Source organism: Mesorhizobium sp. KR1-2, assembly GCF_040045035.1.
GTDB lineage: Bacteria > Pseudomonadota > Alphaproteobacteria > Rhizobiales > Rhizobiaceae > Pseudaminobacter.
The window spans coordinates 721,037-744,810 of sequence record NZ_JBDZDS010000001.1 but is presented as its reverse complement, the minus strand read 5'-3'; the positions used below and the strand labels follow the sequence as shown (position 1 = coordinate 744,810).

Sequence of the window (23,774 nt, the reverse complement as noted above, 5' to 3'; positions counted from 1 at the left end):
TTAACGAATGTCACCGCGCTCTCGGTCGATGGCCGGCTTGGCCGTCTTTTTGATTTTCCTCACAAGCCTTTTCACCTCAGTGGCACAAGGCGAGGAGCCGCCGTCCCAGCCCCGTATCGTCAATGTCGGCGTCTATCTCAGCCCGCCTTTCGTGGTGCGCAACGGACAGAGCTACTCCGGCATGGCCGTGGAGCTTTGGGAAAAGGTCGCGGTCAAGCTGAAGGTCGTCTCGCAATATCGGGAGTTCAAGAACCTGGGCGATCTCGTCGACTCCGTTGCGAACGGCGCAGTCGACGTCGCTGTCACAAATCTGACCATCACCGAAAGCCGGGCGGACATCGTCGACTTCAGCCACCCATGGTATGATGCCGGTCTTCGCATCATGGTGCCGGCCGACGACGGAACCAGCTTGTCGGAAGTGCTCGGCAAGCTGGGTGGTGCCGGCCATCTGACGGCCTATGCCTGGATCGTCGCCTGCATTGCCTTCGCCACGCTGCTCATGACGCTCTTCGACAGGCGCTTCGACGCGGAATTCCCCAGAAGATGGCGCGACGGACTGGCGGAAAGCTTCTACCACGTCATGTCGATCGCCACGTCGGGCAGGACTTCCCGCAGGAACCTGTTCGGCTGGGCCGGCCGGGCCTGGCAGGCAGTGTGGATGGTGTGCGGCATCGCGGTCATCGCCTACATCACCTCGTCGGCGGCCAGCGTGATGACCGCCGCCCAACTGACCAACGAAATCAATGACCTGACGGACCTTCGAGGCAAGGTGGTGGGGGTTCGGGGCGGCACCGTATCCGAAGCCTACATGAAGTCGTTGCTCATCGGCTCGGTGCGTTACGATCACATCGAGGAGGCGGCCGCGGCATTGGCCAACGGTCAGGTGGACGCGGTCGTCGACGACAAGCCGGTGCTCGAATACTTCGCCTTCCAGAACCCTGAATTGAATCTCAAGGTGGTGGGCAACGTCTTCCGGCCGGACAAATACGGCTTTGCATTCACTCCCGGAAGCCCGCTTACCCGGCCCGCGACGATTGCAGTGGTTGCCGCGCAGGAGAACGGCGATCTCGAAGCCATCCGGGCACGGCACTTCGGCCTGGCGCCCTAACGAGGTTTTTCACCGTGAAGTGTGCCGTCCGTTCGTTTTTCCGGCGATGGGGCTTGCTTCCTAAGGCCTTGAACACTATAGCCCGCAAGGACTCGGAGTGTAGCGCAGCCTGGTAGCGCACCTGATTTGGGATCAGGGGGTCGCAGGTTCGAATCCTGCCACTCCGACCATCGCAAGTTTCGATGAGGATAGCATGTCCGCGCGCATTTTCAGCCCCGCCAAGACGGCGATGCAGTCGGGTAAGGCCAAGACCGGCCAGTGGGTACTTGAATTCGACCCGGCGCAGCCGCGCAAGATCGATTCCCTCATGGGCTACACCAGCTCGGGCGACATGAAGAGCCAGATCCGCCTCACCTTCGATTCGAAGCAAGACGCGATTGCCTACGCCGAGAAATACGGCATCGATTTCCGCGTGCAGGAGCCGAAGGAAACCAAGCGGCGGCAGATTTCCTATTCGGACAATTTCCGCTATGACCGCAAGACGCCTTGGACGCATTGAGCCAGGCTTGACGCGCCTCGGCCGCCAAGAGTGGTCCCGTAGCTCAGCTGGATAGAGCACCGGCCTTCTAAGCCGATGGTCGCAGGTTCGAATCCTGCCGGGATCGCCATCTCCCCTGTAGCGTCGTGTTTTTTCAATGCTTTATGGGCACTTCTGACTAACCGGGTATCGAGGTTAGCCAATCTCTGTTCCGGCGACGTTCTCATAGGCCGCTACCCTTCTTGGCGATGGCATTCGCAGCCCGCGTCTTCTGATCGGCGGCGCGCAATAGAGCTCGATCTCCTTGATGTCGCGATGGCCGGTGATGGCCATGATCTCCAATGCCGAGCAACCGGCTTCGGCAAGCATTCGGCATGCCGCCTTACGCACCCCATGGGGCGAGCTTTGATCTGGCAGGCCAGCGTTGCGGGAGGCATCAATAATCCAATTCGTGAAGCCCTTTTCGGATCGTGCGGCCCCGTGCCCAGTTACGATGAAGTTCAGATGCCCATGGTTGATCTTATCGAGGAACGCCCGAAATTCCGGGTGAATAGGAATTTGAAGCTGGACGATACCGCCGCTCTTTTTGGTGGTGATGACGATGTGGTCACCCTGAATGTGCTGGCGTCCAACACGCACGGCATCTGACCGGCGAAGGCCGGTGTAAAGCATGATTTCCATTGCAATGCGTTGTGGGGCGTCATCCTTCCAGCGGGTGCGGAATTTCGCAATGTCGACATCGCTCCAAGTTCGGATGCCCGCCGTTTTGTATTTGATGCGGTCCACCTGAAGCATCGGGTTGCGTTCGATGTAGTTCCACTTCACGGCGCACTTCATGAGCGTGGCGAGGCGCTTCCGAAGGTTGCTGGCCATCGATGGCGACTTTGCCGTCTCCTCGCCAAGAATGATGTCCAGATGCCTCGCCTCCAGGCGAGCGACAGGCTTATCGCCATGCTTCTGGCGGAACCGTTCAAGCTGCCCGCGGTAAGTCGCCTGCGTGGAGGCTTCCAGTGCGGTGAACAGGCTGGACGCATAGTAGTCTGCGATCAGCGCGGAAAAGCTGCCCGCCTTGGTGCTGGACGCTCCAATCGGCTTCGGTTGCTCGGGAGTGCCTTCCTTGACCTTGTGGTAGGCGATCCAGAAGGGTTCGGAAAAGAGCGGCCCCGGCAGCGCAATTCGGAGTTGGCCGGGCGGACGAAAGCAGATGCGCAGCTTTTCGTGCCGATCCTTGTACGCATGCACATATTTGGGGAGCCTCTGCCGGATCATTTTGGCAATACCTCGTCCCAAGGATTGAGTTCGTCGGCGTTGCCGCCGGTTTTGGTGGTCGATACAAAGAAAGACCCATCGGGATTGCCCTGTATCCCGGCGATGGATAGGCTAAGACCTTCGGTAACCTTAGCAACCTTCTTGATCGCTACGGCACTAAGTGGTTTTGCCTTCTGCTTTGCCTGTATTTCGCGGGCAGCTTTGACGAACTTCATCATGGCGCTACGCCGCAGCCTCCTGATCGGCCTGCTTTGCGGCTTCCAACAGCAACAGTAGTTCCGAGTTCATCGAACGCCTTGCCTTCTTGGCGCGAGCAGCAAGCCAGTTCCTCAACTCATCCGGCATCCGAAGGCCGTAGGGCTTGATGATATGCATCTGATGTTCCAAGGCAAACCTCCATAAGCTGAATGACTTCATCACAATACACAATGAAGCCATTGCCTCAATCGAAAAATAGCTTCAAATGAGAACACTATGAAGTCAGATGAAACAAAAGTGGCCAACATCACGCCGTTTGGCCTGCGATTGCAGCCCGAGCTAAAGCGACGGGTTGAGGAAGCGGCGAAAGCCAGTGGCAACTCCTTGAACATGGAAATCGCCGCTCGCCTTGAGGCGTCGTTTGCTGCGGATGATGCCCGGCATGGATTGGAAGATCAGGTCAAGGAGTTGGCCGAAGCCGTCGAAGATTTGCGCGGGCAATTGAAGAGCCTGCGCAATCTCATCAACGCGCATCTCGACTGAGGGGTAGGAATGGCCAGCACTTTCGATAAATACAAAGATGACATCGAACGACTGGCCAACTTGGGTGGCAAGCTCTCACTTGCAATGCAATTGGAAGCTGATCCTAATGCACAAATTGTGCATCCATACTCGGAAGAAGAACTGAAAAGCCTTCCTGATGTAAGATCGAATTACCAAGGCTGGTACTCAGAAGCCCTTGCGCTCGTCAGTCAGATAATTCCAGAAAGAAAAGACGATTTCCAATCATATTATGCCCCGAAGGGAATGCGAAAAGACATCCTATACTCAAACTATACGATGTCCGACTACTTGCGTGGCACGACTGTAAGACGCGGCGGCGATTTGGTGGTAGGCCCTTCTGCTGCTACGGCAGCCATGTACCAGCAATTCAACATCATTTCCGGGCTGGCAAACCGTTTTTCGTCCACCCTCTATGACATCAAGACCCTGCTACATGCCGACTTGATAGATGATGAGCTTCATGCCGCCAAAGAGCTAAACAGAAACGGCTTTCAACGCGGAGCCGGGGCAATGGCCGGCGTAGTCTTGGAAGGGCACTTGGCCGCCGTTTGCGAACGCCACAAGGTTCCAGCCCGCAAGAAAGACCCCGCCATTTCCGATCTGAATGATGCCCTGAAGGCTGCATCCGTCGCGGACGTAGCGCAATGGAGGTTTATCCAGCATCTCGGTGATCTGCGGAACAAGTGCGATCATAAGAAAGCTTCTGATCCTACAAAGGAGGAAGTGGCAGAGTTAATCGAAGGTGTTCTCAAGATCACCAAGACGCTGCTCTAAGCCGCAATGAGCTACGAAACGACAAATTACCTGCCAAATGGCATCTCTAAGCGGCAAGCCGTGGAGTTTGCACTGCTGCTTGGCTACGAAAAGAATGGGACTTACGCCCATCTTGGAAGCCGAGAAACATTGTCGATGACTTTCTACGACAGGAAGGACTATCGCTCTTGGCAGACCGTCGAGTTATCAATCGGCACAAGCGAAGAGAAGGGATGCGTATACATTGGCACACGAACACGGGTCGGTAGAAGTCATTATGACTTTGAGATGCAGAACCGAACCGTGCGTGAGTTTAGAAGGCGCTTCGGCGGTACGTCTTATCGCGATGGTGGAAATGGCAGTGGGTATGACCCGGGCCCTCCCCTAATCCCGGCTGTTATCTGGCAATGCAGGGATTGGATTGGAACCTTTCACGAGTAGATCATTATTTGCGCCTGTCCTCGATCACACCAGCTTTTCCCGGAGCTATGGAGGAAGCCGAAGAGATTTGGCCTCAGATGCGCCAATTGAACCCTGATGTGTTCGTCGCAAACGTCATGGTGACATATCTGGTCAGCGCGATGGAGGACTATTTCAAAAGCACGTACATCGCACTGCTGACGTACTCAGAACGCAAAGCCACGATCCTGAAGGGCATCCGTCTGTCAGGAGAGCAACTCGCCCAGATTTCTGAGGGAAAACTGGGCGTGGAGGAAGCGGCGGCTGAGGCCCTTTCGTTTCAGCGTTTGGCGGCAGTTGGACGCAATTTCCACGAACTGGATGCTTCACTTGGCATCCTTAGTCCCCTCAAACGCCCATACCGGCGACAGAAGATTAGGTTGCTGGAAAGTCTCGAAGAGCTTGTAACGCAGCGCCATTGTCTTATCCACGGTATGCAAATGGACATCTGGACAGACCACACCGCTTTGAGGCGACACATTGATGATTTGGCAGTCGGGATGAAGCGTGTTTATCAGCACGTTGCAAAACACTACGGCTGGAAACTGGATTTGCCTGCCTCAAGCAACTTCTAGCGCCGTGTTATCCATTTCGGCAATGCTAAAACCGCCAGAAATGGGTGGCAAGATGCGCGGAGTATCGAGCTGTTCACCACGGCTTCTGAATGGCTCCAAGAGATGGAGGGAGAGGTGAAAGGCATGGCGCGGGACGGTCCTCTCGCTCCAGTCACGCCACCGCCCTCACCGCCGAACGATGCCGGTCAGACAGATATAGCGGTGGCCCGTCCGCCCTGCATGGTGAGGCCTGGGCCTATGACCGGCTGAAGTGGTCGCGTGGAGCATTGGCCTTGAGGGTACCCGACCACGACACTTTGAAGGGAAGCGGCGGTGCGTGGGTGCTGAACTGACGAAGATGCCGTTCGCAGCAGACATTGGATTTTGCCAACCGTCATGTTTTTCGAGTGCTGCCCATCGCCGCAGCGGCAGTTGTAGGCTCTGATAAGTGAAGGTTAGCAGAGGTTAGGACCGACGGAGGGCGACCGACACCTGAGCTAAATTTCGGTACCAGGTTTCTGCCGATGGTATCCTTCGAAAATCTCCTTTACCCGCTCAGGATGGGATTTGCGCGGCTTTCCCACCTGAGTAGAGCGGCCTGCTGCCCTTTCCCGCATTTCAAGCACGACATCGTATCCGACAGCGTTCTTCATCACCGAGCGCCAGCGGACATCAACTTCTTGCGGTGTAAAGTATTTGTCCCGAGATTGGCGCAAAAGGCATCCGGGACGAAGACCTCGGTATCGCCGCGCCGCATACAAATCGAAATAAAAGGCGAACCAGAGACTGGGGAATGGCCGTTGCTTACTGGCCCGATCTCGGTATTGGCGTGCACGGCTCTTCAGCGCATCGACCCCATACCGTTTGATCACCTGTCCCACCGTGTCTAACACGGCTTTGACCATATCCAGATGGCCGTGGTCGTCATCTGTCCGAAACCTTGCTCTCAAGGTTCGAGACCATTCAATGGTGGGCGTGGCTGCCAAATCAAAGTACGAAATGTCGGGCATGCTCAGATCAGTATCTACAGGACCAAGACGCCATTCGGTGGCCGTAATCTCGTCCGGACCACTGCGGCCTGGCTCTGCTTTTCGCCAATCAAGTTTGTTCGACATTTCCCCTCCAGCACCATCACCGGACCATGGCACATACCATTACCGTTGCCAAAGCGCTTGGTTCGACCTACAGCACCGCGCCTGCCGCATTGTTGGTGAACATGTCGCCGTCGCGGATGTAGCGGGCAAGCATGGCATCGGAGGCGTGGCCGGTCTGCGCCCTGATTTTGAATGTCGATGCCCCCGCCATGGCCGCACTCGTTGCCAATCCCGCACGTAAGCTGTGCCCGCTATATGCGTCTGGATCGAAGCCTGCCGCCTCGGCCCGGTCTTTGACGACAATGCTGACCGCCTCGCCGGAGAGACGCTGGTCTGCGACGTGGCCGTGACGATTAACGCTCCGAAACACGGCACCGCCTTCGATCCTGGCGTGATCAAGCCAATCGCTCAGATGCCGCACCGGGCACCAGCGGGTGCGTCCGAATGGGATGCCGATTTTCCGTCCTGCGCCGATCTGGTCGGTCTTTGACCGACGCAAGGTGACGACGATGCCCTGCGGGACAGGCTCGATGTCGGCATGATCAAGGCCGATGAGTTCCGAGCGTCGAAAGGCTCCGGCGAAGCCGAGCAACAGCAGCGCCTTGTCGCGTAAATCCTTCGGGCGGTCGCCCATTCGGTGGAGCACGGCAAAGAGGTCGTCCCTGATCAGCGGCTTGGCCTCCCGCTGCGCGGTGCCGATCTGGCGACGGATGCCGCGCAGGGTGGCCTTGACGATTTCCGACTTGCAGGGATCATCCAGCCCCTTGGCGCGATGCGCTTTCGACAACGCGGCGACGCGCCGTGCAAGCGTCGCGGCCCGGCAGTCCTGCGCGAGGTGCACCAGATAGGCCGCCACCATCGCCGGATTGGCGGGCACGCCGCCGCCCCACCGTTCGAAGTTGGCGAGATCGTCGGCATAGGCCCGCTGCGTGGCAGGTGAGAGCGAAGCTTGGATCGCCTCCGCAACTTCCGATGGCAAAAAATCGACCTCGGCGGCGTCGGGCTCAGTGCAATTAATTGCACCAACAGACTTTCCCACGCGCCCGACAGTTGGTGCAATTAATTGCACTCGCGAAGCGATTTTATCCGCGTCCAAATTATCGTTCCGTTTCACCATTTGGTTGTATTCGAACGATCTGCTGGGTTTCGCCTCAACCCCGATCATGATTGGCTCCTGCTGCCTCGATCCGACACAGGTTAAGGAGCGCCAGGTGGTCGTGGGCGACCTCCAGAGCGTCCCTGACGAGGGTTTCGGGAAACCCGGAATAAGTGAGATGGGCAATCTCGGCATCACGTAGGATCGCCCCCGCGTCGGGATAGGCGAGCCTGCGATCCACGACGTGCCCCTCAACCCGGAATACGAGATGGCCGGTGAAGTCGCCATGCGCATCGGCAGGCAGGTGCCGATCCATCAACACCTCCAGGATCGTGCATCGCTCGGCGAATAGGGTGAGCGCCCGCCGCCCGAGACGGGTGTGCATGTCGAATGCGAAATTAGGCCAGCCCCTGATCAGGGCGGGTTCCGATAATTTTTCCGGGCTGACCGTCACCGGCCCCGCGCTTGCCGCCAGCCATACGAGTGGGAACGTCAGCGGGTGCCCCTCCTGCGTCCTCGTCGAGCCGAGGCGAGCGACCTCCAGAACCTGTTCTGAAGCGCCGAGATGCCGGTACACATCGAGCAGCGCCGGGAATGAACCCGCGACCTCGGGTAACGAATAGGCCGGGAACCGCTTCGTGCCCGCGACCAGCCATGCCGCCAGCCTCCGGTCCGCCAGATGCCGGGCCGGATCGGCCACAATGTCGGAAAGCTGATGCTGGCTGAGGTCGAGAAAGGCCGTGCGCTGTCGCTTCAAGCGCGGGTGGAGATCAGCGGCAACCAGCAGCTCGCAAGCGTCCCGGCATTTCGGGGCGGCGCATAGGCGTTGTACCAGTGAGGCCGCGACGGCCCAGTCGCCGCCATGTTCAGCCCGCCATGACTTGCGGGTTGAGACGAGCAGAACGTCGCGCACGGCATCAAGGTCGCCGATGCCTATGTCTTCCAGCGCGATGACAATCAGCCGTCGCCAGAGACGGTCTCCGTGCCCGGCAAGAAGGAAGCTGGTTGCAGCGAGGGCGACGGCCTCATTCCCGCGCCTGATGGCTTTCTGCGGCGCTGACGTTGCCAGCCATGGATCAGAAAGGTGGCGCGATGTATTGGGCCGCTCAACTGTAGGCTTCTGGTCGAAAAAGTCCATGATTTCTCCCTCAAGTTGTTGAGAGAGAAGGGTATCGCGCTGCTGCGCCACGTCATTCGTTTTGCGAGAATGAACCTCAGAATAAATCGAAACGGGACGGTCCAGACCAATCGCAACAGACAAGCAGAGAGCCCGACTTTTCTGGACAGCAAGTGCATCGCGTCGTTCGCTCTTTGGTAGTTCGCAATGCCCGCAACGAGCTTGTCCGATCCGCAGTCCTGACTATGCCAATGGACAACACCTCCGGCCACTTGCCTGAGTTCGGCTTCTCGATAGTCCGATGCACTCATCTGCCTTTACATCTCAAGACTATCAGGGGGTATTTCATACTCTCTCTCGAAATCTCCCCGAGAGGTCGGGCGCAGCCCGATCATGACTGGCGTCAGCCGGTCATCCTTCGATGATTGCTTGACCGAATTACCTACATTACTCGTGGTATGAGCCATCATAGTAGGGGTTCTGAACTGTATAGAACTTATTATGTGAGGTCATTCGGTCACGCCTTCGGCTTCGGCCAGATGCCGGGTGTCAGAGCCTTGAGCCAAGCCGGAACCTTACCCTTCTCCTGAGCATCCATCGTGGCCATTTCGATAGCGACATGCGCATAGCGGCGCATCACCGAGACGGACGGAAACTCCAAATGCCGGTTGAACACCTGTTCGTCCGTCTCAGCCTCCATCACCGCCGCCCATTTGACCCCGGCCATGAAGATCGGCCACCGCTTCAGGACCATCTTGAACATTTCGACTTGATGGCCGTCGGGCCAAATCTCGGCAAGGCCGATCATGCACCCGAACTCCCGTTTGGTGGTGTGCCTCGGCAGAGCAAGCAGTTTATCGAGGCGCATTACCCGTTTTAGACCCATGCTGATCGGCGCGGGTTGAAGCATGTCCATGCTGGCCAGGATCGTTTGCCGTTCTTCGCCCCACTTGGTTCGATGCACCTTGCGACGACCGTTTAAGAGCCGCGACATCTCCTTGGCGATGTCGTCGGCTGTCACTGGTCCAGGCTCGCCCACCCGAAGCAGCGTCACGTTCTTGCCGTCCACCTTCTTGGTTTGGCGGACAATGGGCGGCTTGCTGATCAGGCGACGCAATGTTTCGACTGAGAAGTCGAGCTTCGCGGCAATTGCTGGCTGAGGCATGGCGCACCACGCGTAGCCGTCCAGATGAAAGGGGTTCGCTGCGATTTCTGCGGCAATCAGGCCACACAATGTTTCCAGCTTAGATTTGGGCTTATCCACGACCATGCATCCCACGCGGTTCGGTCTCGGCTGCTACAGGCTCGGTTTCTTTCTGGGACGCACCTGAAGCAGTCGGCCACCATTGCGCCCCGGTCCTCCATCAGCGGGGGACTTCGACATTCAGGGTCTAGGGAGGGTAGCCGACACTCGGGAAAGCCTTTTGAATTCAAAGGCGCGGTTTTTGCGGGTTAGCCAACTTAAGCAATTGAAAACAATGTACAATGGCCATCCTGCCGGGATCGCCAGCCCACGGCGCGTCAAAAGACCCCCTATTTTTGGGCGACGCCGCCCTCAAGTACCACCCCCGAAAGAACAGCCCGGTCGCGCTCGCAACGCCACCTGAAACTATGCACGCGCGCGCGCGTCAGCGCTGTCGGGTCTCAGGCGGGAATTCCTTCGCCCGCAGACTTGCATATTGCCTTTGGCTTCCTTGATTCGGCGCAAGGCGCGCTTCCGTCGCGGCGTGTAGCTTGAGTGGGGAAAACCCACGACGGGAGCATGGTCATGAATCGCAAAACTTTTGCTGCCTTGGCGCTCACCGGCTCGTTGGCCCTGGTCGCCGCGCCGGCTGATGCACAATCAGGCCCCTCAGACGAAGAGGCGCACGCAATCGCCGTCAATGCCTATCTCTACTTCTACCCGTTGATCACGATGGAGCTGACGCGGCAGCAGTCCACCAATGTCGATAAGGCAACGGAAGCCGGCAACGCACCGATGAACGCCTTCTCGAACGTACCAGCCTATCCGACCGCCGAAATGCGGACGGTTGTGCGGCCCAACTTTGACACCCTCTATTCCGTCGCCTGGCTCGACTTGAACAAAGAGCCAATGATCGTTTCCATGCCCGATACCGGCGAACGTTACTATCTGCTGCCGATGCTCGACATGTGGACCGATGTATTTGCCTCGCCCGGCTGGCGAACAACCGGCACCAAAGCCGGCAATTTCCTCGTCACCCCGCCCGGCTGGCGACCCGATCTGCGTGGAATCGTCGAAGAGTTCAAACTGCCGAAGGACATTCAGCGCATCGATGCGCCGACGCCGATCGTCTGGGTGATCGGCCGCACACAGACGAACGGCCCGGCCGACTATGACGCCGTCCACAAGATCCAGGCCGGCTTCAAGATCACCCCGCTCTCGGAGTGGAACAAGACGGACAAGCCGGTCGTGGGCAAGGTTGATCCCGACATCGACATGAAGACGCCTCCAAAGATCCAGGTCGACACCATGCCGGCAGAGAAATTCTTCGGCTACGCCGCACAGCTTCTGAAAACCATCCCGCCTCACGTCACCGACCAGCCGATCATCGCACAGATGAAAAGGATGGGTATCGAGGCCGGCAAGGATTTCGACATCTCGAAAGTCGATCCCGTAACTCGTGCCGCACTGGAGGATGCGCCGAAGGAAGCACAGCAACTGATGGCCTGGAAGGTGCCGACGCTTGCGCGGGTCGCCAATGGCTGGTCGTTGAACACCGACACCATGGGCGTCTATGGCAACTACTATCTCAAGCGGGCCATCGTCTCCCAATTCGGTCTTGGCGCAAACGTGCCGGAGGACGCGATCTATCCGCTCAACCTCGCCGATGACACGGGCAAGCCGCTCGATGGCGCGAACAGATATGCGATCCATTTCGACAAGGCGACGCTGCCGCCGGTCAATGCCTTCTGGTCGATCACGGCCTATGACAATGAAGGCTACCAGGTTGCAAACCCGCTGAACCGTTTTGCGGTCAGCAGCTGGATGCCCTTCGCCTACAACGCCGACGGATCTCTGGAGCTCTACTTCCAGAACGAAAGCCCCGGCAAGGACAAGGAGGCCAACTGGCTGCCGGCGCCGAAAGGTCCGTTCAACCTGACCATGAGGCTCTATGCGCCCCGCCCCGACGTCTTGACTGGCAAGTGGGCACCGCCGCCGGTCACGCGAGCGTCACTCCCTAGCCTGGGCGGCCAATAAGATCGCAGAGCGTCATCGGAGCGACGGCATACCCAGGGCCGTCGCTCCGACATGCCTTCTGTCGAGCCCGATCCGGACTGGGAGACGATACGTGATTGGGTCTCGAATCACCGCCCCGAGCCATAGATCTGTCCACGCGGCTTACTGCCCACTTGCGCGCACTTGCTGCACCGCTTAGCGACGGCAAAAGATTTGCCAGGAGTGCAGCAATGACACCCGACCGTGAGATTGGGCTGACATTTTGGAATACGACGGATCAAGCCACCCGATCCAAGGCGCGTACACTGCTTTCCGGCGTCATAAAGGAACGGGCAGATGATCTCGTCGGCCTCTTCTACAGCGCCTTTCTGGAAGACCGCGAGGCCTCGGCGTTTCTGAGCCATTCCGTGGTCCACGAACGGCTCAGCCATTCGCTCAAGGGCTGGCTGTTCGACTTGCTGGAAGTCGACCCGGAGACCGGCCTCGAAGCCTTCGATGAGCGCCAGAAACAGATCGGCGAGATCCACGCCCGGATCAAGATCCCGATCCACCTCGTCATGGCCGGTGCAAGCCTCGTCAAGAGCGATCTGTGCGCCCGGCTCCTTGAACAGGACGCGGACCGCGAGCTGATCGCGATCGCCGTCATGTTGCTCGGCGAGATCATCGACTATGCGATCCGGCGGATGAGCCAGGCCTATGTCAGCGGCACGACCCGGCGGGCGCAGGTGGACGAAGCCTATCGTCTTGTCTCCCTGGGGCAGGACGTCAGCATCGAGCGCGAAAGCCAGCGCGCGGCCTTGATGGAATGGAGCCAGTCCGTGCTCTTCGGCCTCTTCGGCAGTGCCAGGGGCGTTCACCTCGAGCAGATATCGCAGTCTACCTTTGGGCTGTGGCTGCGGCACAGGGCTGGCATGATGTTTCAGGGCTCGCCCTCCCTGCAGAGCGTCGAGGACGCCGTCCAGCAGATCGACAGCGTCCTGTTGCCCAAGATCAACGAGGCAAGGTCGAGCGGCAACGATCAGTTGCAAGAGGCGGTGGGTCGCCTGCAGACCACCATCGAGGAGATAAAATACCTTCTGGGCGACTTGTTCCAGAGTGTCGCCGGGATGGAGAACGCGCGCGATCCGCTGACGAAGACCCTGAACCGGCGTTTCCTGCCATCCATATTGAGTCGCGAGATTTCGCTGGCCAACTCCTCCCGCACGGCATTCACCCTGCTGATGATCGACGTCGATCACTTCAAGCAGATCAACGACAAATGGGGGCATGCGGCCGGCGACGTCGTCCTGCACCAGATTGCCGAAGTGATCATGGACAATGTCCGGCTGAGCGACTTCGTCTTCCGCTATGGCGGCGAGGAGTTTCTGGTCGCCCTGGTCGAGACGCCCGAGGAGCGTGGCGCCGAAATTGCCGAACGCATCAGGAGCCAATTCGTGGCGCGCCCGCTGCAGTTGCCGGATGGGTCCGTCCTGACATCGACCGTGTCCATCGGCGTTGCCGGGCATCGCGGACACCCGGACTATGCCCATCTCATCGACATCGCCGACAAGGCGCTGTACCGCGCAAAGGCAGCCGGCCGCGACAGGATCGAACTCGGCGCCGTGGAGGGGGTCGCCTGACCTGCCGCCTCCTCCAGGATCAAACCCGGAGCGTGAACCGAACCGAATTGAACTCGATGCGAGCCGGTCCGGCATAGGGGTGGGCATGGATTGCCAGTATCCACAGGCTGACCACGGCAGCTATCGTGAAAATGGTCAGCGCGTTCCTGCCGGCGATCGGACGATCAGCGTGGACCGACGCGATGGATACCATCGACAGGAAGGTCAGGAACAGGACGAGATACCATTTGTACTCGCTGACGGAACTGCTGCCGATGGCGAGACGCTTGTTGCGCGCGTCCTGCAATTCGTCGAAATCCTGCGTCATCTTGGCAATCAGCGGAGCCGGTGCGTTATCCCGAGCGAGTTTTATGATGGCCAGGCGCACAAGTTGCAACGCCGCGTCCACCTCGTGCGACGGCTCGCGATTGGAAGATTCCTCCCATTCCTTGGCCTCGACCGCATCTTTATAGGCGCGGAGCCCTTCCATCATCATCGGCACGTCCAATGCATCCTGCCTGGCCATGCCCGCCAGGCGCCCCACGGATGAGCGCTCCTCGCTGGCGGCCTGTTCGGCCTGCGCCTTGAACGACCACACGTCTGCTGCTGCAAAGCCGAGCGCCAAAGCCCAGGCAGTGGCAATGATGCCGACGAAGGTAGCAACCGGTATGGCATCGCGGACGAGTGCCGCGCGGCGTTGGAAATACCAGAGAAGCCCCAACGACACGGCAAAGCAAACACCGCCGAAAGTCGCGAAGACGCCCAGCAGGGCTATCGCTGACCAGGAAAACATGTAGTGCAAATGACGTCCCCTCGAAAACTCGTCGCGGATTTCCTGCACGATTCACGATTGAGCGTCTAGCCGATTGGGAAGGCTTAGTTTGGTCCAGCTACTACTCGACCTGCCTGGTAGTTCTCATTTCACCGCTCGCCCGGGTTACACGGGCACATCCGCTCAGCGACGGCATCGCACGCGTGCTTTGTCGGGCGGCCAGGCTGGTCACATATCGAGTTCTGGCTGCCCTTCGTCGGCGGCATTGATGGTTTCGGCGGCGAGCGCACGGGTAATGCGCGTCTTCTGTTCGAGCGCGGCTCTGTCAAGCCGATCGACGACGTGGATGGCCGTCGACAGCGACCGCTCGATGCGGCGGACGAGATATTGCACCACGGCCGGATCGACCTCGATCTGGCGGTCGGCGAAGAGCTTCGTGATAACCCCGGCCAGAAGCAGGTCGTCGGGCTCCTCGATCTCGACGGTCGCCGCTGCCTTGAGCCGCGAAGCAAGGTCCGGCAAGGTCACGCCCCAGGCCCCAGGGAAGCGCCGTGCCGTGAGCATCAAGGTCGCGCCTCCGCCCCGGATCTGGTTGATGAGATGGAACAGGCCCTGCTGGTCGAGCACACCTGCATCGGCGTCGTCGATCAGCACGGGCCGCGTGCCATCGAGCGCCGCGATATTTTCCTCGATGCTCGACGCGTTGAGAGACAGGGCATCCGACATCTCGCGCCAGATCGCAGCCAGATGCGACTTGCCCGAGCCGGTCGGCCCGGCAAGCACCACCACAGGCGCCGGCCAGTCGGGCCAACGGTCCACCAGCACCACGGCCTGGGCATTGGCTTGCGACACGACGAGATCGTCGCGGGAATAACCCGTCCTATGGCCGAGATCGAGCGGCAGCTGGCGCGGCTTTTCCAGTTCAGTCATAGTCTTGCGAAATCACGAATTGGTCGTTCTGTCGGTGCTCTTGGCGGGGCGGGCCGGCTTGGTTTGCACCACCTCGTCATCATGCCCCTTGTAGAGCGGCGATTCCAGATAGCGTGAAATGGCGAAGCGCACCAGCACCGCGATCGCCGCAGCAGCCGGCACCGCGATCAGCAGACCCACGAAACCGAACAGCGCGCCGAAGGCAAACAGCGCAAACATCAGCCAGACCGGGTGCAGCCCGACGCTCTTGCCGACCAGGCGCGGTTGCAGAATGTTGCCCTCGATGAACTGGCCGACGAAGAAGACGCACGCGACCGCCACGACCATGAGCCAGTCCGGCCAGAACTGGACGAAGGCGAGCCCCACCGACAGGACCAGGCCCACCAGCGAGCCGACATAGGGAATGAAGCTGATCAGGCCGGCAAAGAGACCGATCAGCACGCCGAACTTCAACCCGGTCAGCGTCAGGCCAGCGGCATACATAAGGCCCAGCACGAGGCACAGCGTACCCTGCCCACGCACGAATCCGGCGGTCGCGGTGTTGATCTCGGTGGCGAGCTGGCGGACCGTGTCGACATGATCGCGCGGAATCCAGCTGTCGACCTTGGCGATCATGCGATCCCAATCGAGCAGCATGTAGAAGGCCACGACCGGCGTGACCACGAATAGGCTGGCGATGGAAAACAGCGCCACGCCGGAGCTCCAGATCGACTGGAGCACCGTCGCCAGGAAACCGAAGCCCGTCGTCAGCAGCGACTTCAGCCCTTCGCGCAGGCTGTTGGGGTCGACGCCGAAGCGCTGCTCGATCCATTGCGGATCGTAGCTGGTGATCAGCCCCTGCAGCTGGGTCAGGTACTCGGGCAGCTTGGCGATGAAGTCGGTCAGCTGCGAAGCCAGCACCGGGATCAGGATGACGAGCGCCAGCACCAGGACGATGACGAAGGCGATTAGGATCAGGGTCGTCGCCATGATCCGCGAAAGGCCAAGCCGTTGCAGCCGGTCGGCGACGGGATCGAGGAAATAGGCCAGCACCATGCCCGCCACGAAGGGCAGCAGAATGCCGCTGAAAAGGTAGATGAACAGCGCGAGTACGAACGCGGCGATGATCCAGAATCGGATCTGCCGGCGGAACGCTGCCGCCACCTCTTCCTGCGTTGTCTCAACTGTTTGGAGCTTCGCCTTCGCCATAGCCGTTCATATGCCTCAGCCAGCCCACGAGATAGGCTGCAGCTGAAGTGACGGTCAAGAGCCCGGACAGCAATATAAGGGCGAGCCGGATGGAACCATACTGCGTCTCGAAGGCGAGCTCGGCGAGCACGAAGGCGGCGAGCACGATCTGTACGGCGGTATTGGCCTTGGACACCATCAGCGGCTTCATTGCCACCGGGTTGCCCATGACCGTCGACAGCACCACCGCGCAGACAATCAGCGCATCGCGCGAGACCACGGCGACGACGAGCCACAGCGGCAACTCATTCATGTAGCCCAGCATGACGAAGACGCTAACCAGAAGCAGCTTGTCGGCCATGGGATCCAGATAGGCGCCGAGCCGGGAACGCTGATTGTAGTGACGCGCCACGAAGCCATCGACAGCGTCGGACACGCCGGCGGTGACGAAACCCGCAAAAGCCCAGTCGGTGCGTCCGGTGAGCAGGGCATAAACCACGCCCGGCACCAGCAGGAACCGCAGAATCGTGATCATGTTGGGTATCGTCACGACGTCGTTGTCTCCCTCGCTTCGATCCCGATAAATGGTCGAGACCGCCATTGCCTGCAAGATGCCACGAGCGGGTGCGATGCTCACCACCTTTTTATGCCGCAAATGCGTGGCTGTCTTGCGGCCGTCCTTGCGAGCCGGTGCCGTTCATGCGAAGAGCCGCGCTATATCATGTCATGGAGGTCGCGCGGGCTCGCCGACCTGATCCGCATTATTCCAGAGGAACCGCCATGAGCGAGCAGAAGAACGGGCTCACCTATGCGCAAGCAGGCGTCGACATCGACGCCGGAAACCTGATGGTCGAGAAGATAAAGCCGCTGGTGCGCTCGACCCGGAGACCGGGCGCGGACGGCGAGATCGGCGGCTTCGGCGGCCTGTTCGACCTGAAGGCCGCCGGCTTTTCCGACCCCGTCCTGGTCGCCGCCAATGACGGCGTCGGCACCAAGCTGAAGATCGCCATCGAGGCCGGCAAGCACGACACCATCGGCGTCGACCTGGTCGCCATGTGCGTCAACGACCTGGTCGTGCAGGGCGCGGAGCCGCTTTTCTTCCTCGACTACTTCGCCACAGGCAAGCTCGACCCCGACCAGGGCGCGGCAATCGTCAGCGGTATCGCCGAGGGCTGCCGGCAGGCCGGCTGCGCGCTGATCGGCGGCGAGACGGCGGAAATGCCGGGCATGTATCAGGACAAGGACTATGACCTCGCCGGCTTTGCGGTGGGGGCTGCAGAGCGCGGCCAGCTCCTCCCCACCGACGATATCGTGGAGGGCGACGTGCTGCTCGGCCTGTCGTCGTCGGGCCTGCACTCCAACGGCTTCTCGCTGGTGCGCCGCATCGTGGCGGCAAGCGGGCTTGGCTGGCACGATCCCGCTCCGTTCGCCGACGACCAGACGCTTGCCGAGGCGCTGCTCGAGCCGACGCGCATCTATGTGAAGTCGGTGCTGCGCGCGATCCGCGGCACGCACGGCATCAAGGCGCTGGCCCACATCACCGGCGGCGGCTTCCCCGAAAACATCCCCCGCGTACTGCCGGCCGATTTCTCGGCCGAGCTGGACCTCGACGCCATTGAGGTGCCGCCGGTCTTCTCGTGGCTGGCCAAGACGGGGGGCGTCGAGGCCAACGAAATGATGCGCACGTTCAACTGCGGCATCGGCATGATCATGGTCGTGGCCTCCGGCCAGGCAGCGCAGGTGGCTGCGGTGCTCCAGGAAGCCGGCGAGAAGGTCGAGCCCATCGGGCGCATCGTGCCGCGCCGCGACACCGGCGTCATATATCGCGGGACCATCGCGCTATGACACAGCCTCGGAAGCGCACCGTCATCCTGATCTCCGGGCGCGGGTCGAACATGACCGCGCTGATCGAGGCAGCCGACGACAGTGCCTTCCCTGCCGAGATCGTCGGCGTGATCTCGGACAAGGCCGAGGCAGGTGGCCTGCAGCTGGCGGCGGCCAAAGGCATCGCCACGCGCGTCGTCTCGCGCGGCGACTTCCCCGACAAGGCGGCACACGATGCCGCGATCGACGCAGCGATCGCCGAGTTCGACGCCGAGATCGTATGCCTGGCCGGCTACATGCGCCTCCTGACCACCGGCCTCGTCGAGAAATGGCAGGGCCGGATGATCAACATCCACCCTGCCCTCCTGCCCTCGCTCAAGGGCCTGGATACCCACCGCCGAGCGCTGGAGACAGGCCTTCGCATTCACGGCTGCACGGTGCATTTCGTGACGACCGCGATGGATGAAGGTCCCATCATCGCACAGTCCGCCGTGCCGGTGCTGGTCGCCGACGATGAACAGGCGCTCTCCGCCCGCGTGCTGAAAGCCGAGCATGCGCTCTATCCCATGGCGCTGCGGCTGGTTGCCGAGGGCAAGGCCCGCATGGAGGGCGGCAGGACCGTGTTCGAAGACTTTGAAGCGCCCGGTCACAACGGATTGATCACCTCGCCCGGCCCGTCGAACGATCCTGTCGACCTCGAAGCGCTGGCACGCTTCACACCTTAGCATCACACCCTAAGTTTCCGTGGGGTCGCCTGGGGCTGGAGCCGTCCATGACCAAGGAACTGCTTCTCCTGCGCCACGCCAAGTCGAGTTGGGACGATCCCGCCCAAGCCGACATCGACCGACCGCTCGCTCCGCGCGGACGCCGCGATGCTCCGCGCATCGGCCGGGCAATTCGGAAGAATGGCTGGCGTCCAAAGATGGCGCTGGTGTCGCCGGCAGCGCGGACGCGCGAGACATGGCAGCTTGCCGCCGCCGAAATGAAGCATGCGCCCAAGCCGACCTTCCGCGACGCCCTCTACGAAGCCGCGCCCGGCCAATTGCTTGCGGAACTGCACGGGACGCCGGAATCCGTCAACTCCTTGCTGATGCTTGGCCATAACCCGGGGCTGCAGGATTTTATCCTGCGTCTTGCCGGCGAAGGCTCCGACGGCGAAGCGCTGGAGCGCTTGCACAACAAGTTCCCGACCTGCGGCCTCGCCCGGCTGGAACTGGAAGGGCCTTGGAAGAAGCTGGGCTTCGGCATGGCCCGCCTCACCCACTGCCTGCGCCTCAAGGACTTCGCCGAGGACCATTGATGAACGATCCGCAGGCTCGCTGGGTGAAGATGCGGAGCGCCCCGACCTTGCCACCGGTAGCAATTCTTACTACCTTAACGGGGAGGAACTTGAGATGTCCAAGGTCGAAAAGATCAGCGTCGCCCTTTCTTCGGAACTGCTCGAAACGGTCCAGCAGGCCGTTGCGACCGGCGAATACGCTTCCGCAAGCGAGGTCATTCGCGAAGCTCTGCGCGATTGGAAGCTGCGCCAACCGCTGCGACAAGCCGAGGTGAAGCGCTTGCAAAAGGCCTGGAAGGAAGGTCTTGCCAGCGGCAAACCCGAGCCGTTCGACATCGAGGAGATCAAGCGGCGAGCACGAGCCCGTTTAGATAGCACCTCGGACGACAATGGCTGATATCGTCCGAAGCCCCGCCGCTGAAGACGATCTCATCGAAATCTGGTGCACTATCGCGCTCGACAGCCCCGCTGCGGCCGACCGCCTGCTCGACACATTCGCATCCCGCATCGAACAACTCGCAGCCTTCCCGGATCTCGGACCCGAAAGGCCGGACATCGGGGAAGGCGCGCGTTCGCTGAGCCTCGGAAACTACCTGGTGCTCTACCGGCACATCGGTGGCTTGATAGAGATCGTCCGCGTCGTTCACGGCGCCCGCGACCTGACGACGCTGCTGTAAGCTATCTAGGCCGCCCGCACCCAGACCTTGTTGTCGTGCACGGCAGCACCACCATAAGGCGCCGGCGCGTCCGAGCCGGTCAGCACATTGATGCCCTCGCCGCGCTCATGCGCATGGTTCGGCCAGACGCCTTCGGCGATCACCACGCCGCGCTTGATCCCGTCGAACAGCCGCGCGTGGAGCACCACCTCGCCGCGATGGTTGCCCACTTCAACGCGGTCGCCGGTCGCCACGCCAAGCGCCGCAGCGTCCTCGGGATGGATCAGCAGTTCCGGCCTGCCCTCCTTCTCGCGCGACACAGGCGTCTCGGCGAAGGTGGAGTTGAGGAAATTGCGCGCCGGCGAAGTCGCCAGGCGGAACGGATGCTCGGCATCCGCCACCTCGATCAGCTCGACATGGTCCGGGAATTCGGGAAGCTGGTTCACCGGGCCGAATATGCCCATGCTCTTGGGCGGCTTGTTGGGCGCGATGCCGCCATTCCATTGCGGCTTGAAGCGGAATTTTCCATCGGAATGCCCAAATCCTTTCAGGAAATGCGCGTCCTCGAATTCTGGCTGCATGTCGACCCACCGGCTGTCCTTGAGGCTGTCGAAGTCGCCCAGCCCGCGCTTGGAAAGCATATGGTCGATGTGCTGGCGCTCGGTCAGGCCGAAGCCCGGCAGGTGCGCCACGCCCAGCCGCTTGGCCAGTTCCTCGATGACATAGTGGTTGGTGCGCGGCCCTTCCGGCGCATCGATCAGCTTGGGCCCCAGCGTGATGTGCTGGTTGCCGCCGCCCTTGTAGATGTCGTCATGCTCGAGGAACATGGTTGCCGGCAGCACGACGTCGGCGAGCCTCGCCGTGTCGGTCATGAACTGCTCGTGCACGCAAGTGAACAGGTCGTCGCGCAGGAAACCCTGCACCACCAGCCGCTGTTCGGGCGCGACATTCGCCGGATTGGTGTTCTGGATCAGCATCGCCGTCACCGGCGGGCCGCTGTAGAGCGCATCCTCCGCTCCGGTCAGCACCGGCCCGATGCGCGAATGGTCGAGATGGCGAACATTCGGGTCGCGCATCTTCGTGCCTTCCAGAAGCTCGGCATTGAGCTTGTAGATGCCCGAATTGGAGTGGAAGGCGCCGCCGCCCTCATATTGCCAGGCGCCGGTGACCGCCGGGATGGACGCCACCGCGTGCATGTTGACTGAGCCGTTGCGCTGCCGCGAAAAGCCGTAGCCGAGGCGGAAGAAGGTCTTCTTCGTCGTGCCGATCAGCCGGGCAAAAGTCTCTATCTCCTCGACCGAAAGCCCGGTGATCGCAGCCGCCCATTCGGGCGTGCGCGTCTGAAGATGCGCTTCCAGCCCTTTCGGATCGTCGGTGTATTTTTCGAGATAGTCGCGATCGGCGAGCCCGTCGCGGAACAGAACATGCATCACCGCGCAAGCCAGCGCACCGTCGGTGCCGGGCTTCAGCACCAGGCCCATATCGGCCTGCTTCATGGTGGCGTTTTCGTAGATGTCGATGACGACGATCTTGGCGCCGCGTTCCTTGCGGGCCTTCACCGCGTGGGTCATGACATTGACCTGCGTGACCACCGCATTGGTGCCCCAGATCACCACGCAGTCCGACTTGGCGATCTCGCGCGGGTCGGAGCCGCGCAGGGCTCCGGTGCCCATCACATAGCCGGTCCAGGCCAGATTGGTGCAGATCGAGCCGAAGAAGCCGGAATACTTTTTGGCATGGCGCAGGCGTTCGATGCCGTCGCGCTGCACCAGCCCCATCGTGCCGGCGTAGAAATAGGGCCAGACCGTCTCCGAGCCGTATTTTGCTTCCGCCGCAATGAACTTTTCAGCGACGAGATCGAGCGCGGCTTCCCAGCTCGCTTCCTTCCACTTGCCCTCGCCCTTGGCGCCGGCGCGCACCAGCGGCTTCATCAACCGGTCGGGATGATGCACGCGGTCTGCATAGCGCGCGACCTTCGCGCAGATCACGCCGGCCGTATAGCTGTTGTCCTTGGCGCCATGGATGCGTCCGATGCGATTGTCGTCGAGAAGCTCGACATTGAGCGCGCAGGTGGACGGGCAATCATGCGGACAGGCCGAGTGGCCAATGCGTATAGAGGCGTGCTGGTTCATGCCGCCTGTTTAACCCCATTTACCGGCGCGGAATAGAGCCAGCCATCGGCTTCGGCAGACAGCAGATCGCCCAAACCGATTAGTCTTGACTAATCAATAAGTATCCACTAATTGTTTTCTCATGATCGAGACCGCACCCATTACGACCGTCATGCGCGCGCTGGCCGACCCGACGCGGCGTGCAGTGTTCGAGCGGATCGTGTCCGCCGATGAAATCACCGTCGCCGAACTCACTCGCGGCAGCGGCGTGACGCAGGGCGCGATCTCGCAGCATCTGAAATCACTCAAACAGGCCGGGCTGGTGGCCGAACGCCCCGAAGGCCGCAACGTTTACTATCGCGCGGAGCCCGAAGGCCTGGCGCCCTTGTTCGACTGGATGAGCCATTACGGCGTCTTCTGGCGCAACCGCTTCACCGATCTGAGAACCCTGCTCAAGGAAATCGACCCATGAACGACATGAGCCACAAGTCCGACACGCAAGACATCGTGGTGGAAGAGGTGTTTCCGCACGCGCCGGAGACGATCTGGAAAGCCTTGACCAGCGGCGCACTCATAGCCCGCTGGCTGATGGAACCCGTCGGCTTCGAGCCCGTGGTGGGCAACCGCTTCACTTTCCGCACCACGCCGGCCGGCCAGTGGGACGGCACCATTCACTGCGAGGTGCTGGAGGCGGTGCCAAATCGGCGTTTCGCCTATTCCTGGAAGGGCGGGCACGAGAGCAATGCCGGCTACGGCTCGTGGCTCGAAACGGTTGTGACCTGGGCGCTCGAATCCACCGAGGCTGGAACGCGCGTGACGCTCATCCATGCCGGCTTCGAGATGCCGCGCAACGAGACCGCCTACCGCAACATGAGCGGCGGGTGGAATAAGGTGGTGCCGAGGCTGGGCGCCATAGCAAACGAACTGAACTGATCAGCAAATCGGCAGGACGACTGTCAACGGGCGGCGGAAGCTGCCCGGCAAGGGACGGTTTGCCCCCTGCCCTAACCGGAAGAGAAACGGACATGACGAAAGCATATACAGGCGGCTGCGCCTGCGGCGAAATCCGCTACGAGGTGACGGCCGAGCCCATCGTGACCAATAACTGCCACTGCCGGCAGTGCCAGAAGGACAGCGGCACCGGGCATGGCTCCTACCTTACATTTCCGCGCAAAGCCGCCACGGTACATGGCGAAGCCAAGAGCTTCGACTTAACCGGCGACCAGGGCATGGTGAAGCGCCGCGCCTTCTGCCAGACCTGCGGCACGCCGGTCTACATGCTATTTCCCGACGTGCCGGAGATCTTCGTGGTCAAGGCCGGCACGCTGGACGAGCCGGAGCGCTATCGGCCGCAGATGGTGACCTGGTCCGAGGCGGCGCAAGATTGGGACAAGATCGACCCGGCGCTGCCGGCTTTCGCCCGCATGCCGCCATCGGCGGGATAGAGCATCACCCCGAACCGAAGGTCCGCGTCAGCGAAAAGTTGCTGACTTTTCGGGATCATGCCTCAAAAACAATGACTTAGAGCGAGATGACGATTCTAGGAGT

Annotated in this window: 27 protein-coding genes and 2 tRNA genes; 17 read left to right on the top strand and 12 right to left on the bottom strand. The window is 60.8% G+C overall.

Annotation, left to right across the window (positions count from 1 at the left end; genetic code table 11):
- Positions 1–37 precede the first annotated feature (37 nt).
- The 4 genes from ABLE85_RS03595 to ABLE85_RS03580 all read left to right on the top strand — a co-directional run bounded on the left by ABLE85_RS03595 (position 38) and on the right by ABLE85_RS03580 (position 1,716).
- On the top strand, positions 38–1,108 hold the full coding sequence (locus tag ABLE85_RS03595; protein ID WP_348791295.1) for a transporter substrate-binding domain-containing protein: 1,071 nt from the start codon (positions 38–40) through the stop codon (positions 1,106–1,108).
- Between the two features lie 93 nt (positions 1,109–1,201).
- Positions 1,202–1,278 (top strand) — tRNA-Pro (locus ABLE85_RS03590).
- Positions 1,279–1,301: 23 nt separating this feature from the next.
- Positions 1,302–1,607, top strand: coding sequence for an ETC complex I subunit (locus ABLE85_RS03585; RefSeq protein WP_348791294.1), 306 nt, complete (start codon positions 1,302–1,304; stop codon positions 1,605–1,607).
- A 32-nt stretch (positions 1,608–1,639) separates the two neighbouring features.
- Positions 1,640–1,716 (top strand) — tRNA-Arg (locus tag ABLE85_RS03580).
- A gap of 65 nt (positions 1,717–1,781) precedes the next feature.
- On the opposite strand, the gene ABLE85_RS03575 is transcribed toward ABLE85_RS03580, so the two are convergent.
- Genes ABLE85_RS03575 through ABLE85_RS03565 form a run of 3 tightly spaced genes read right to left on the bottom strand, consistent with a single transcriptional unit; the run spans position 1,782 to position 3,230 of the window.
- Positions 1,782–2,855 (bottom strand): tyrosine-type recombinase/integrase, encoded by a 1,074-nt coding sequence (locus tag ABLE85_RS03575; RefSeq protein ID WP_348791293.1) that lies wholly within the window; start codon positions 2,853–2,855, stop codon positions 1,782–1,784.
- Positions 2,852–3,073, bottom strand: a complete 222-nt coding sequence (locus tag ABLE85_RS03570) for a hypothetical protein (protein ID WP_348791292.1) — start codon at positions 3,071–3,073, stop codon at positions 2,852–2,854. Before ABLE85_RS03570 ends, ABLE85_RS03575 begins: the two co-directional genes overlap by 4 nt.
- 4 nt (positions 3,074–3,077) lie before the next feature.
- A complete protein-coding gene (locus ABLE85_RS03565; protein WP_348791291.1) occupies positions 3,078–3,230 on the bottom strand; it encodes an Arc family DNA-binding protein in 153 nt (50 codons plus the stop codon).
- Between the two features lie 99 nt (positions 3,231–3,329).
- Between ABLE85_RS03565 and ABLE85_RS03560 the strand changes: the two genes are divergently transcribed.
- The 3 genes from ABLE85_RS03560 to ABLE85_RS03550 all read left to right on the top strand — a co-directional run bounded on the left by ABLE85_RS03560 (position 3,330) and on the right by ABLE85_RS03550 (position 5,404).
- Positions 3,330–3,596 carry an Arc family DNA-binding protein gene (locus ABLE85_RS03560; protein WP_348791290.1) on the top strand — a complete coding sequence of 89 codons (267 nt, stop codon included), beginning with the start codon at positions 3,330–3,332 and terminating at the stop codon, positions 3,594–3,596.
- 9 nt (positions 3,597–3,605) lie between these two features.
- Positions 3,606–4,391, top strand: coding sequence for a hypothetical protein (locus ABLE85_RS03555; protein ID WP_348791289.1), 786 nt, complete (start codon positions 3,606–3,608; stop codon positions 4,389–4,391).
- A 395-nt stretch (positions 4,392–4,786) separates the two neighbouring features.
- The gene (locus tag ABLE85_RS03550; protein ID WP_348791288.1) at positions 4,787–5,404 is read left to right on the top strand and encodes a hypothetical protein; all 618 of its coding nucleotides are present in this window, start codon (positions 4,787–4,789) and stop codon (positions 5,402–5,404) included.
- Positions 5,405–5,880: 476 nt separating this feature from the next.
- Here the strand turns inward: ABLE85_RS03550 and ABLE85_RS03545 are convergent, their stop codons facing one another.
- The 4 genes from ABLE85_RS03545 to ABLE85_RS03530 form a co-directional block, all read right to left on the bottom strand.
- A complete protein-coding gene (locus tag ABLE85_RS03545) occupies positions 5,881–6,498 on the bottom strand; it encodes a hypothetical protein (RefSeq protein ID WP_348791287.1) in 618 nt (205 codons plus the stop codon).
- 67 nt (positions 6,499–6,565) lie between these two features.
- Positions 6,566–7,642: a site-specific integrase gene (locus ABLE85_RS03540; RefSeq protein WP_348791286.1), complete on the bottom strand. Its 1,077-nt coding sequence runs from the start codon at positions 7,640–7,642 to the stop codon at positions 6,566–6,568.
- A complete protein-coding gene (locus tag ABLE85_RS03535; protein WP_348791285.1) occupies positions 7,629–8,711 on the bottom strand; it encodes a hypothetical protein in 1,083 nt (360 codons plus the stop codon). The genes ABLE85_RS03540 and ABLE85_RS03535 overlap by 14 nt, the downstream gene beginning before the upstream one ends.
- Positions 8,712–9,207: 496 nt before the next feature.
- Positions 9,208–9,954, bottom strand: coding sequence for a hypothetical protein (locus tag ABLE85_RS03530; protein WP_348791284.1), 747 nt, complete (start codon positions 9,952–9,954; stop codon positions 9,208–9,210).
- Between the two features lie 504 nt (positions 9,955–10,458).
- Here ABLE85_RS03530 and ABLE85_RS03525 point away from each other — a divergent pair.
- The gene (locus ABLE85_RS03525; RefSeq protein ID WP_348791283.1) at positions 10,459–11,910 is read left to right on the top strand and encodes a DUF1254 domain-containing protein; all 1,452 of its coding nucleotides are present in this window, start codon (positions 10,459–10,461) and stop codon (positions 11,908–11,910) included.
- 209 nt (positions 11,911–12,119) lie between these two features.
- Entirely contained in the window at positions 12,120–13,508 is a 1,389-nt protein-coding gene (locus tag ABLE85_RS03520) for a GGDEF domain-containing protein (RefSeq protein WP_348791282.1), read from the top strand.
- A 19-nt stretch (positions 13,509–13,527) separates the two neighbouring features.
- Here ABLE85_RS03520 and ABLE85_RS03515 read toward each other — a convergent pair whose 3' ends face one another.
- The 4 genes from ABLE85_RS03515 to ABLE85_RS03500 form a co-directional block, all read right to left on the bottom strand.
- Complete coding sequence (locus ABLE85_RS03515; RefSeq protein ID WP_348791281.1) at positions 13,528–14,280, bottom strand: hypothetical protein; 753 nt, start codon at positions 14,278–14,280, stop codon at positions 13,528–13,530.
- Between the two features lie 207 nt (positions 14,281–14,487).
- The gene (gene hdaA / locus ABLE85_RS03510; protein WP_348791280.1) at positions 14,488–15,189 is read right to left on the bottom strand and encodes a DnaA regulatory inactivator HdaA; all 702 of its coding nucleotides are present in this window, start codon (positions 15,187–15,189) and stop codon (positions 14,488–14,490) included.
- A 12-nt stretch (positions 15,190–15,201) separates the two neighbouring features.
- Positions 15,202–16,377 (bottom strand): AI-2E family transporter, encoded by a 1,176-nt coding sequence (locus ABLE85_RS03505; protein WP_348791279.1) that lies wholly within the window; start codon positions 16,375–16,377, stop codon positions 15,202–15,204.
- Entirely contained in the window at positions 16,349–16,906 is a 558-nt protein-coding gene (locus ABLE85_RS03500) for a CDP-alcohol phosphatidyltransferase family protein (RefSeq protein WP_348791278.1), read from the bottom strand. Before ABLE85_RS03500 ends, ABLE85_RS03505 begins: the two co-directional genes overlap by 29 nt.
- A 230-nt stretch (positions 16,907–17,136) precedes the next feature.
- On the opposite strand from ABLE85_RS03500, the gene purM reads away from it, so the two are divergent.
- The 5 genes from purM (at position 17,137) to ABLE85_RS03475 (ending at position 20,136) form a co-directional block, all read left to right on the top strand.
- On the top strand, positions 17,137–18,201 hold the full coding sequence (gene purM, locus ABLE85_RS03495; RefSeq protein ID WP_348791277.1) for a phosphoribosylformylglycinamidine cyclo-ligase: 1,065 nt from the start codon (positions 17,137–17,139) through the stop codon (positions 18,199–18,201).
- Entirely contained in the window at positions 18,198–18,905 is a 708-nt protein-coding gene (gene purN, locus ABLE85_RS03490; RefSeq protein ID WP_348791276.1) for a phosphoribosylglycinamide formyltransferase, read from the top strand. The genes purM and purN overlap by 4 nt, the downstream gene beginning before the upstream one ends.
- A gap of 47 nt (positions 18,906–18,952) precedes the next feature.
- Complete coding sequence (locus ABLE85_RS03485) at positions 18,953–19,480, top strand: histidine phosphatase family protein (protein WP_348791275.1); 528 nt, start codon at positions 18,953–18,955, stop codon at positions 19,478–19,480.
- A 94-nt stretch (positions 19,481–19,574) separates the two neighbouring features.
- On the top strand, positions 19,575–19,856 hold the full coding sequence (locus ABLE85_RS03480; RefSeq protein ID WP_348791274.1) for a type II toxin-antitoxin system ParD family antitoxin: 282 nt from the start codon (positions 19,575–19,577) through the stop codon (positions 19,854–19,856).
- A complete protein-coding gene (locus tag ABLE85_RS03475; protein WP_348791273.1) occupies positions 19,849–20,136 on the top strand; it encodes a type II toxin-antitoxin system RelE/ParE family toxin in 288 nt (95 codons plus the stop codon). Before ABLE85_RS03480 ends, ABLE85_RS03475 begins: the two co-directional genes overlap by 8 nt.
- A 5-nt stretch (positions 20,137–20,141) precedes the next feature.
- On the opposite strand, the gene ABLE85_RS03470 is transcribed toward ABLE85_RS03475, so the two are convergent.
- The gene (locus tag ABLE85_RS03470) at positions 20,142–22,247 is read right to left on the bottom strand and encodes a molybdopterin oxidoreductase family protein (protein WP_348791272.1); all 2,106 of its coding nucleotides are present in this window, start codon (positions 22,245–22,247) and stop codon (positions 20,142–20,144) included.
- A 121-nt stretch (positions 22,248–22,368) separates the two neighbouring features.
- Between ABLE85_RS03470 and ABLE85_RS03465 the strand changes: the two genes are divergently transcribed.
- The 3 genes from ABLE85_RS03465 to ABLE85_RS03455 all read left to right on the top strand — a co-directional run bounded on the left by ABLE85_RS03465 (position 22,369) and on the right by ABLE85_RS03455 (position 23,671).
- On the top strand, positions 22,369–22,698 hold the full coding sequence (locus ABLE85_RS03465) for a metalloregulator ArsR/SmtB family transcription factor (protein WP_348791271.1): 330 nt from the start codon (positions 22,369–22,371) through the stop codon (positions 22,696–22,698).
- The gene (locus ABLE85_RS03460) at positions 22,695–23,159 is read left to right on the top strand and encodes an SRPBCC domain-containing protein (protein WP_348791270.1); all 465 of its coding nucleotides are present in this window, start codon (positions 22,695–22,697) and stop codon (positions 23,157–23,159) included. The genes ABLE85_RS03465 and ABLE85_RS03460 overlap by 4 nt, the downstream gene beginning before the upstream one ends.
- Positions 23,160–23,251: 92 nt before the next feature.
- Positions 23,252–23,671, top strand: a complete 420-nt coding sequence (locus ABLE85_RS03455) for a GFA family protein (RefSeq protein ID WP_348791269.1) — start codon at positions 23,252–23,254, stop codon at positions 23,669–23,671.
- Positions 23,672–23,774: the final 103 nt, after the last annotated feature.